General features: G+C 36.3%; 13 protein-coding genes. 1 reads left to right on the top strand and 12 read right to left on the bottom strand.

The window, feature by feature from the left end; all coding sequences use genetic code 11:
• Nucleotides 1-166: 166 nt before the first annotated feature.
• The 7 genes from AC1TO6_RS20950 to AC1TO6_RS20920 form a co-directional block, all read right to left on the bottom strand.
• Nucleotides 167-412 (bottom strand): DUF3006 family protein, encoded by a 246-nt coding sequence (locus tag AC1TO6_RS20950; RefSeq protein ID WP_482103519.1) that lies wholly within the window; start codon nt 410-412, stop codon nt 167-169.
• Nucleotides 412-2,004 (bottom strand): S-layer homology domain-containing protein, encoded by a 1,593-nt coding sequence (locus AC1TO6_RS20945; protein WP_482103518.1) that lies wholly within the window; start codon nt 2,002-2,004, stop codon nt 412-414. Before AC1TO6_RS20945 ends, AC1TO6_RS20950 begins: the two co-directional genes overlap by 1 nt.
• Nucleotides 2,005-2,196: 192 nt before the next feature.
• Nucleotides 2,197-2,472 (bottom strand): hypothetical protein, encoded by a 276-nt coding sequence (locus AC1TO6_RS20940; RefSeq protein WP_482103517.1) that lies wholly within the window; start codon nt 2,470-2,472, stop codon nt 2,197-2,199.
• A gap of 117 nt (nt 2,473-2,589) precedes the next feature.
• Nucleotides 2,590-2,883, bottom strand: coding sequence for a YolD-like family protein (locus AC1TO6_RS20935; protein WP_482103516.1), 294 nt, complete (start codon nt 2,881-2,883; stop codon nt 2,590-2,592).
• Nucleotides 2,884-2,919: 36 nt separating this feature from the next.
• Nucleotides 2,920-3,183, bottom strand: coding sequence for a YolD-like family protein (locus tag AC1TO6_RS20930; RefSeq protein ID WP_482103515.1), 264 nt, complete (start codon nt 3,181-3,183; stop codon nt 2,920-2,922).
• Between the two features lie 5 nt (nt 3,184-3,188).
• A complete protein-coding gene (locus AC1TO6_RS20925; RefSeq protein WP_482103514.1) occupies nt 3,189-3,563 on the bottom strand; it encodes a YhjD family protein in 375 nt (124 codons plus the stop codon).
• Nucleotides 3,564-3,565: 2 nt separating this feature from the next.
• On the bottom strand, nt 3,566-3,787 hold the full coding sequence (locus AC1TO6_RS20920; RefSeq protein WP_482103513.1) for a transcriptional regulator: 222 nt from the start codon (nt 3,785-3,787) through the stop codon (nt 3,566-3,568).
• Between the two features lie 259 nt (nt 3,788-4,046).
• Between AC1TO6_RS20920 and AC1TO6_RS20915 the strand changes: the two genes are divergently transcribed.
• The gene (locus AC1TO6_RS20915; RefSeq protein WP_482103512.1) at nt 4,047-4,430 is read left to right on the top strand and encodes a membrane lipoprotein lipid attachment site-containing protein; all 384 of its coding nucleotides are present in this window, start codon (nt 4,047-4,049) and stop codon (nt 4,428-4,430) included.
• Between the two features lie 168 nt (nt 4,431-4,598).
• On the opposite strand, the gene AC1TO6_RS20910 is transcribed toward AC1TO6_RS20915, so the two are convergent.
• The 5 genes from AC1TO6_RS20910 to AC1TO6_RS20890 all read right to left on the bottom strand — a co-directional run bounded on the left by AC1TO6_RS20910 (nt 4,599) and on the right by AC1TO6_RS20890 (nt 8,318).
• The gene (locus AC1TO6_RS20910) at nt 4,599-5,888 is read right to left on the bottom strand and encodes a DUF4179 domain-containing protein (RefSeq protein ID WP_482103511.1); all 1,290 of its coding nucleotides are present in this window, start codon (nt 5,886-5,888) and stop codon (nt 4,599-4,601) included.
• Nucleotides 5,872-6,402 carry a sigma-70 family RNA polymerase sigma factor gene (locus AC1TO6_RS20905; RefSeq protein ID WP_482103510.1) on the bottom strand — a complete coding sequence of 177 codons (531 nt, stop codon included), beginning with the start codon at nt 6,400-6,402 and terminating at the stop codon, nt 5,872-5,874. Before AC1TO6_RS20905 ends, AC1TO6_RS20910 begins: the two co-directional genes overlap by 17 nt.
• A 295-nt stretch (nt 6,403-6,697) precedes the next feature.
• The gene (locus AC1TO6_RS20900; RefSeq protein WP_482103520.1) at nt 6,698-7,168 is read right to left on the bottom strand and encodes a helix-turn-helix transcriptional regulator; all 471 of its coding nucleotides are present in this window, start codon (nt 7,166-7,168) and stop codon (nt 6,698-6,700) included.
• Nucleotides 7,169-7,275: 107 nt separating this feature from the next.
• Nucleotides 7,276-8,004, bottom strand: coding sequence for a DUF2812 domain-containing protein (locus AC1TO6_RS20895; RefSeq protein WP_482103509.1), 729 nt, complete (start codon nt 8,002-8,004; stop codon nt 7,276-7,278).
• Complete coding sequence (locus AC1TO6_RS20890) at nt 8,001-8,318, bottom strand: PadR family transcriptional regulator (protein ID WP_482103508.1); 318 nt, start codon at nt 8,316-8,318, stop codon at nt 8,001-8,003. Before AC1TO6_RS20890 ends, AC1TO6_RS20895 begins: the two co-directional genes overlap by 4 nt.
• Nucleotides 8,319-9,199: the final 881 nt, after the last annotated feature.

The following is a 9,199-nucleotide window of genomic DNA, read 5'->3' as shown; positions in this document are numbered from 1 at the left end:
GAAAAAATTGGCTGGCATGAGTCCGGTTCAATACCGTCTTCAAACCAGCCAATTAGCTGCTTAATAATAAACTCTAACTTTTAGGGGTCACCTCAGATTGGTCGTTTTAATTTCCCATCATAATGCAAAAAACCACCTTCTCATTTGAGTTGATGGCTTTTTACATTTACTTTTTATTCTTCAACTTTTCGAGCAAGCTGCTTACTTTATCGCGCATGTCTTCAGTTTCCTCATTCAATACTACAAACTCATAAACCGAATCTACTTTGCTGATTAATACGATGTCACCTTCTGCAATTCTGGATGTAACTTCATTCTCCGGTATTAGTAGCTGCTTCTCTTCATTGATATATTCCAAAAATACATACTGACCATCATCTATGCGATCGAGGGTATATTTTACTCTATTCATTATTCACACGCCCAATTATCTTTATCTCTATCGTGTTTTGAAGCATATGCCGGATGACCTTTTTTCACGCCATTCGGATAATACTTTTTCATTGCCGTACAATTTTGATACGTTGAAGGGGCTCCCGGAATTACATATAGACCTGAACCCAAATCCGGTTTCGGCGTTGGTTTTGGTACTGGTTTTGGCGCTGGTGGTGTTGGTTTTGGTGCAGGCGGTGCTGGTTGCGCCATTGGTTTTGCTGAAACTGAATGTGTAGATCCGTTCGTTGAAACGGTGATATCACCAGAATCTGCTGTTGTATAGATTTTCGAACTAATCGCATGTAAACGAGCTACGATATCAGAATGTGGGTGTCCATATGAATTTGCCTTACCGTAAGAAAGGATCGTTCCTTCTGGATTAATCGCTTTAATAAATGCCGCCGAACTACTTGTGTTTGAACCATGATGCCCAGCTTTAAGGTACGTACTAGTTAAATCGTACTTAGACAGCAATTTCTGTTCAAGAGTAATTCCTGCATCGCCTGTTAATAGGAAGCTAACTTTTCCGTATTTCGCTTTCAATACAATTGAAGCATCATTGTTATCGCTGACTGTAGAGTCCGCATTCAGTACTTCGATTCCCCAAGCTTTATCAAGTGTTATTTTCTGTCCAACAGACGGCACCTCGAAGGGAATCCCTTTGGCGTCAATAAGTTGGAGCAGTTCTAAATAAGTTTGTGTCGTATGTGCCTTACCTGAATCAATAAATTTACCTATCGCAAAACTGTTCACTACTGAAATCAGACCACCGATGTGATCTGCATCTGGATGCGTTGCAACTACAACGTCCAGTTTTGTCACACCTTTGCTCTTGAGGAATGTAACCACTTTATTTCCTTGCGATTTAGTGCCTCCATCAATTAACATGTTTTTACCGTTTCCTGATTGTATTAAAATTGAGTCTCCCTGCCCAACGTTAATGAAATGTACTAATGCTTTTTTGTTCCCTGTTTCCTTCCGGATCATCGCCCTTGCCAAAAACGCAGAAATTTGTCCGCGTGTTAGTGTTTCGTTGGGTTTAAATCTTCCGTCTGGATAACCAGCTGTAATTTCCGCTTGTACAATACGGCGAACTTCTTTATATGAAGAAACTTTCGGTGTCATGTCCTTGAAATTTTTATTTGCTTCTACAGTAAGATCAAATGCACGTGACAACATTATCGCCATTTGTCCACGATTCACAATTTCTTTCGGCTTAAATGAACCGTCTGGAAAACCACTAATGTAGCCTTTTTGTACAGCTGAATTAATATAGCCTGATGACGCAAGTGTTGATGGAACATCCTTAAATTTAGTTGATGTTTGTTTTCCATCCAAACCCAATGATTTGCTTATCATAATAGCAACTTCTTCGCGGGTAATCTTGTCATCTACTCCGAATTTAGTACCTTTCCCCTGCAACACATTTTTCTCCATCAAATAAATGATGTCATCGTAAAATCGCTGTGTGTTGGGTACGTCCGAAAATTGCGCCGCACTTGCCTTGTTCAATCCGAATCCTGAGAACATTAATAAAAAAACCAACAAAATGGATGATAATCGTTTCATTCTTTTAATCTTCCTCCTCTAAGTCCTATACCTTCTAATATTAGTCAATTTAACCATGAATGTCTATACCGTGTTTAAGAGATTCAAGTTGGTAAACCTTTTGTAGCCGCATCTGCTTTTGTCGGTAATAGGCTGATAGCTCGAAGTTCCTAGTAGCTGAGGAGGCATATACCCCCTCTTCGTATTTCACAGTTATCTGTTAAGTACTGCGTGATCTATTTTTTTAGTTACAATTGTAATAGAAGATAGTTCTTCACTAAAAATCTCCATTTTAACAACAAACTCTTTCCACCTGCGAATAGCGTCTTCTGAATTTTTTGCCTGAACGACAAAATCAGTATTAGCATGCGTAATGTTGTAAAAATCACCCATAAATTCGCAGCGGTCACAAATTGGTTCATCTTCATCTTCTAAGATTAAAAAAATATCACTCTCGCTGAAAGCCACTCCACATTTTAGGCATCTCATATTATCCACCCCCTCCTATTGTCATTATTCAACAAATAGTGAGAAAGTCCTTCTTTGATTTCCATAAATATCGACATTAAAAAGACCAAACCTTGATAGGATTGGTCGTTGTTTTTTTCATTCCATACATTGTGCGCTGACTATATCTGAAAACGGAATCCTCTCGAGTCCAAACGGGTTATCGAGCACAATACACCTAGACCGCACATCAATTACTTCCACTATGGCTCCGCGTGTCATAATCTTGCCGTCCTTCCAGGTCTTAATTAACGTTTGGCATTTACGTTTATACGCTACTTCGATTTCTTCCTGTATAGATTGTAACTCCCAATCACTGAGTTCTGGACGCTCTTCGTAATGCTCCTTATCCATCCAATTTCTCAATGCAACTATATGCTCAGGTAGCATCATTTCTGTGTTCCTCTATAGCGATTTTTATCTAACATCTCAATTCACACTCACGATATTATTCATGTTGATTTTTATGTTTTCATAACCTACTTGCAATGTCAATTTACCTTGTTGGCCATCAACTTCTTTCACGATTCCTGTAACTGATTCATACCTCTTTTGGGCATAAATTGTAATTTCAACCTCTACGCCGAATTCTGTTGATTCACCGATTCTCTCGCCAATTTCAAGAAAGTCGGTTTCTGTTAGTTTTGGACCTGCCACAACCTTTGATTTTGGCGGTTTCGGAATTGCTGTCATTTTGATCATCCTTTCAGAATTGGGATATCTACTTTGGCAAAGTACACACTTATTAATTCTTCAGTTCGATTGCGCAGCCTGACGTTCAAATAACGACGAAGATCTTCGTATCCGCCATGGATAAATGCATACTCGGTGAATGAACCATCTTTTCCTTTCTTAATTACCTTCATATTTCTTCTTCGCGCATACATATTTGTTTCTTTTAATTCGGCACGTACAGTCATAAGCGTACTTTCAACGATATTGATATAAGGTTCTTTTAATTTGAATGAACTAATTTCAATCACTTGCCGGTCTCTTTCTAAAATGCTTATTATCATCGGTAAATAAATCATATTCTCGAAATGTGGTATTGCTTCTCCAGGGATTAACGCCACGATTAAATCACCAGACTCTCCTTAGTTATGACGGGAACAAGTACCAGCACGTTATCAATTGTAAAAGTACGCTTGGATTTACGTAGAAAACAGAATGCACGGAACGATATCTCACCGACCTGTAGTGCTTTGATTCTTCGTTTGCTGATTAAACCATCTTTCGCGATGTACATCATATCTAGGGACTCGTTATATTCCATCGACTTAACTAATTGGTTACGCACGTTTGTTCCCTCCTTTTTTATTAGTATATCGAACGATTGTTCTTATTGCAACTGGATAGTAGAAAGTATTAGATATTACCAAATAACCTATGGTACGTGTAATTTGGGCAAATAAAAAAGACCGTCGATTGACGATCCCCTCTTGTTGAACTAAAGCACCCGTTACTTTAAGTACAATCTTTCACAATCTAAATTGAGTGACATTTCTTGTAACAAAGCATTTCTTATCCAATAATTGATGAAAAGGGGTGCTAATTTCTTGAAAAAAATAATATTTTCTATAGGAATAGTATTTTTCTTGTGTGGATGTTCAAGTGAAGTGAAAACGTCTGGATTCTCGATGCAGACAAGTCCCTCGCCCAATCAGGTTAATATTATCGAACTACAGGAAATGAGTTCTCCTGCTGAAGATATAAAAACCAAAGAGGTTTACTATCGCTATTATTCTTTTCGGATTTACTATGGGGAATACGGAAGTATGTTAGAAAAGTATAAAGAATTCCTTTCGTTCGATTTAATAAATGTTGACCATTTTGAAATACTTTGGATTGATGATAACGTGGTCACAGTTAAGGTGTTTAGAAAGAAGGATGACGGTAATACATTTGAAGCAGAATCCATAAAATTGGATACATCAAAATAGATAACAACAAACGTCCCGACTACTAAACCAATGTATTCTTTATGCAAATTTAGTTAACATAACGCCAGTTCACGGAAGTAGTTAACTCCATTACTCAATAAGAAAAAGCTGCCCTGTAAAGGCAGCCGATTGTCGTTAGGTGCTAAGTAAAAAAATAGTTTCCTCCACTTATTTTGGGACCTTGACTGTGATTTGAGCTTCTAGATTCAATTTCATATTGGGAAGCTCTATTGTTTTCAAAATAATGTCCCCACTAACTGTTGGCTTATTATAATACAATTTATATTTATTTTTTCCAGTCGACGTAGGATAACCTCTATCTGCTATTAAATCATTCCCATCGGTGTCTTCCACAGATAATTGATTCATTTCAAAATTATTCCCAAATGGGAATGAACTTGTCGATTCAAAATAAAGTGCATATCGACCATTTTCTTCTTCGGTTTTTGTCACCACAATGTCGCCCATTTCACCTTGTGAAATTGTTAAAGGTAAATGACTTTCTTCTAAAGTAGCTGTAATTTCCTTTCTTTCCTTGGGTAACGGCATAAAGAATGGACTAATTGTAAGATCAGTTATTTCCTCACTAAGTGGTTCGAATACATATCGGTAAAGCATACTCTCATCATCTCCCGTACCAGACGAATCTATAATCGGTATAATTGTTCCTTCTTGGTCTAATAAGTGTAGCTGAAGTATCTGGTGTTCATTGAAGATTTCTTCAAGGGTTCCTTCATATAAAATGTGCAGACTTACAGCTGAATTTGTACTCTCAAATTTTTTCACTTCATAGGAAATGCCATCTAATTGGGCTGTTTGACCTGTGGTTAAATTAATACTATTGTTATTTGTTTTCATTACATGTGTTTCAAAATGCCAATCGCCTTTTGTCTTACCAATTTGATGTATGGCAACGGATAAGTCAAACTCATTCGGTAATGGCTTCGTTGGATGAACTTGAATGAGTCCAGAATATTGCCCGTTTGGTAGATACTCCCCTGTTATACTCTCCGAAAAGTTGATGACTTCTCCGTTTACTTCAATATGAAGTGGATAAATTTCTTCTGCCTTATCTTGAACGAATGAAAATGCAAGGCGTGAACCATCATATAACACATCCTGAATCGTTAATGAAACACCATTACTCGTTAATGTTTTGTTTAGAGAGGTTGCATTTTCATCATTGATTGCAACGTGCAAACCTTTATCACCGACTGATGTGAAAATTGAATTGAGTATTGGTACTTTTGCCAGGACATTAGCCATCGTCGGTGAAATAAATCCTGAGCCAATGATTAATCCCAATGTGGCAGCACTTGAAAGGAGTAGCGTCATTACTTTTTTTCGTTTAGGAGTAACTTGTTTTTGGCTAGCCCTTAGCCCTTCTTCAATCGCTGCATCTAACTTTTGAAAAGGTACTTGAATGGAATCAATTGATTTTTTAATATCCTTGTTCATTCACTTGTCCCCCTTGATAAAACTGTTTTAACTTTTGAATTGCTCGGTGTAAATTCGTCTTCACTGTGCCTTCTGGACAGTCTAAAAAATCTGCTATTTGTTGCACAGGTAAATCCTTGTAATAACGAAGAATAATGACCGTTTTATATTTTTCTTCTAGCTGTTCGATTGCTTGCAATAAATCCATTTTTTCTTCAATCTGCATATTGGGAGACTGTTTTCCCACCATTTCTTCTTTGAGTAATATGATTTTTGAGTTTTTCCGCAAAGTCTCTAGTGCCGTATTGATAAGAATCTTCGCAAGCCATGTACTGAAATACCTTTCTTCTTTTACAGTCCTTATATTGACATAGGCTTTCATAATCGTTTCTTGAACGATATCTAATGCATCATTTTCGTTCTTCACATATAAAAAAGCCATCTTGTAGAGCTTTTCTTTATCACCTTCGATTAACTCAAGAAAAGCTTTTTGATTGCCTTGCTGAGCCTTTTTAAATCGATTTTGATAAAACATAGACTACCCCTCCATTTCCTTTACAATCGTTAGATGATTCAAATGTCCTTTTCGTTTCAAATTCAGAAAAGTTTTTCACGTGACCATAAGAACAACGTTTCTACTGCTTGTAGAAACACCAACTTAAATATGTAATCGAATTAGATTGATCGTTCAACTGGATTGTATGTTGTATACATCCTAAGTTTACATAACGCTCATTCACGGAAGTAGTTAACTCCATTACTCAATAAAAAAGCTGCCCTGTAAAGGCAGCCAACACTTAAACTAAAGCACCCGTTTGCGGAACTGTCATCTACTTTATTGTTCCACTCTTTTTGCTCCCTTGCGGAAAAAGAAGAGAAACTAGGTACAGGATAGCAGCAGTTGCAACAGTTGCCGAACCAATGGATATCCAATCAATTCCATCGTGTTTGATTATGCTAACAATCACAATCCCCATAAAAATACCTAAACCAGTTAAAAGGTGTGATTTCCAATTTAAATCTGTCGATCCTTTACTATCTTGAATTAATTTTTCTTTCAACTCTCCATCACTCCTTAATAATTCATCGATCGTGATGCCTAATAAATCAATTAAATCGATAATCACTTCAATACTGGGATAGTTTTTACCTGTTTCCCACTTTGAAACTGATTGGCGACTAACATGTATTTTTGCAGCGAGGTACACCTCTGAGCAACCTTTCTTTTCTCTTTCCTTTTTTAGTTTATTTCCAAAAGCATGTTGTCTATCAAGACGTTCATCATCTGATTTTAGCGGGATCGTTTCTTTTGGGAGAGCCGATTCTTGCAAATCGAACATATTTCTATTGTGTTAGATTCCGAAGTATTTAACTCCATCACTCAATAACAAATGTTTCAATTTCTATTCTAATCTCGCTTCCCCCCGACTTTATGATAGAGGGACATGATGAGCCAAATAGCAGTTGGAAGTGCTATTGCTCCAATTATCATAGAAATTAAGATTTCAACTGTAGTTCCTGTACCGCCGATAACCAACAAAATAATAACAACAGTTAATAAAAGAAGAATCTGGTGTGGTATTGTTTTCACTAGACTTGCTAATCCTCTTCTTCCTTCGACTTCCCATTTGTTCCTGTATGTTGTAATTACAGTCCATACTGTTGGAATGGCAATTACACTAAGAATAACAGCTATTAAAAGTAGTAAAGATTTTAAGGTACCAGAACTTAGCATTGCACCAATCCATACGAGCACTGTTAGTAAGACGAGCGGAATTGCAAAATTCTTCATAGAAGAAATTGAACTTTTATGCTTTTCAACCATTGTATTACGGTCACTATAAATCGGTTTCGTACCAGGACTAGCTCGAAATAAATGAATATATCCTTCTGATGTAATATGTGACCAACCAGAAGATGAGAAAAAATCAAAGTATTCCTCTTCTTCATCCTCTTTTAATGAACGATAATCTACACTATAGATATAATCTGAGCTTTCTCCTTTTTCAAGCTTATACCCTATAAACTTAAAGTCACTGACATGCCACCCCTTCGAAGAATTGTTGCGTAGCTTTTCCATATCCTTATCCTCGGAGAAAGCTAAACCACCTGATGTAATATACTTTGTTTGTCTCATTCTAACTCTTCCTCCAATCCAGTTTCCGCTAGTTCAATCATCAGTTTCCTTACCTTCAAATCTTCTTCTAATACTTTTCTGCCCTTTTCAGTAAGCTGATACGTTTTACGTCTTGAATCCGACTTATCATGTAAATATATCCACTCTTGGTTTAATAACTTTTTAATAATCGTGTACATTGAAGCAGGACCTATAGTAATTACGCCTTTTGTTGTTTCCTCAATTAAGTTCATAATAGCGTAGCCATGCCTTGGTTTAGTTAAAGCAGCCATAATATAAGACATTGAATCTGTTAATTGCTCCGTCTTCTTCAATCAATCACCCTCTATACTTTTTAAGTTATATCACAAAACGATATATGTATCTAAAAGGAATATATCACAATCTGATATACATGTCTACAACTATATCATAATCTGATACATTAAAATATGATATTTATCTTTTAGAATCAAAAAAGAACCCTTACAATAGGCTCTTCGCTAAATCTAAATATACAGGATATTCTTGTTCATTATCCTTCCACAACTGAAAAACAGTGTAACTGATTTCGGTAAATATTTTATAAACGGTTCCACTTTATTTTAAACCGAAAATCGAGTTCCTTTAATATTCCTTATTAAACTAAAGGCCAGTTATATACAGTGTCAGCAATGATGATACATGTCTAAGGACATGACATGGAGCCATAAAAGAGATTTTTTTGCAAATCGAACATATTTGTATTGTGTTAGATTCACTTTCTTCACTCAACGCGAACTATTGCATGACACCAAAACTGCAACAGTTGACAACCTTTCCCAACAATTATTTCTTTAACCCAAATAAAAAAGCTGCCTTTTTGAGAGGCAGCTGGGTATTCGACAATCGCACCCTTTTACTGAACAGTTGCAAATCCTTTTTCAAGAATTGAATCCGATTTTCGACACTATACATAAGCTATTCTCTAACGCTTTTAACCTTTCCAAAAAGATAAAGTAGCACAATAATCCCTAAAACAACCATAGCTAAGATATAAAAGTTTGATTTAAAAGTATGAGTACAATTTCTTGTTTAATCATATCATTTTGAACTCTTTTTTTTATTATAAAAATGGAATCCCTTATTGAACTAACCTCCCTCTATAAACATTGATGTATCAACGGCTTGCACTACTTCATGATGTAGAATAATTATTTTTTCACGTATTTCATAA

The sequence above is a fragment of the Sporosarcina sp. Y352 genome, assembly GCF_056786535.1.
The sequence above is the reverse complement of the archived record's forward strand: the minus strand, read 5'-3'. Positions and strand labels throughout refer to the sequence as shown.

Coding starts and splice junctions, on each gene's coding strand:
- AC1TO6_RS20950 (WP_482103519.1), bottom strand. CDS start 412: ATGAATAGAGTAAAATATACCCTCGATCGCATAGATGATGGTCAGTAT.
- AC1TO6_RS20945 (WP_482103518.1), bottom strand. CDS start 2,004: ATGAAACGATTATCATCCATTTTGTTGGTTTTTTTATTAATGTTCTCA.
- AC1TO6_RS20940 (WP_482103517.1), bottom strand. CDS start 2,472: ATGAGATGCCTAAAATGTGGAGTGGCTTTCAGCGAGAGTGATATTTTT.
- AC1TO6_RS20935 (WP_482103516.1), bottom strand. CDS start 2,883: ATGATGCTACCTGAGCATATAGTTGCATTGAGAAATTGGATGGATAAG.
- AC1TO6_RS20930 (WP_482103515.1), bottom strand. CDS start 3,183: ATGACAGCAATTCCGAAACCGCCAAAATCAAAGGTTGTGGCAGGTCCA.
- AC1TO6_RS20910 (WP_482103511.1), bottom strand. CDS start 5,888: ATGAACAAGGATATTAAAAAATCAATTGATTCCATTCAAGTACCTTTT.
- AC1TO6_RS20905 (WP_482103510.1), bottom strand. CDS start 6,402: ATGTTTTATCAAAATCGATTTAAAAAGGCTCAGCAAGGCAATCAAAAA.
- AC1TO6_RS20895 (WP_482103509.1), bottom strand. CDS start 8,004: ATGAGACAAACAAAGTATATTACATCAGGTGGTTTAGCTTTCTCCGAG.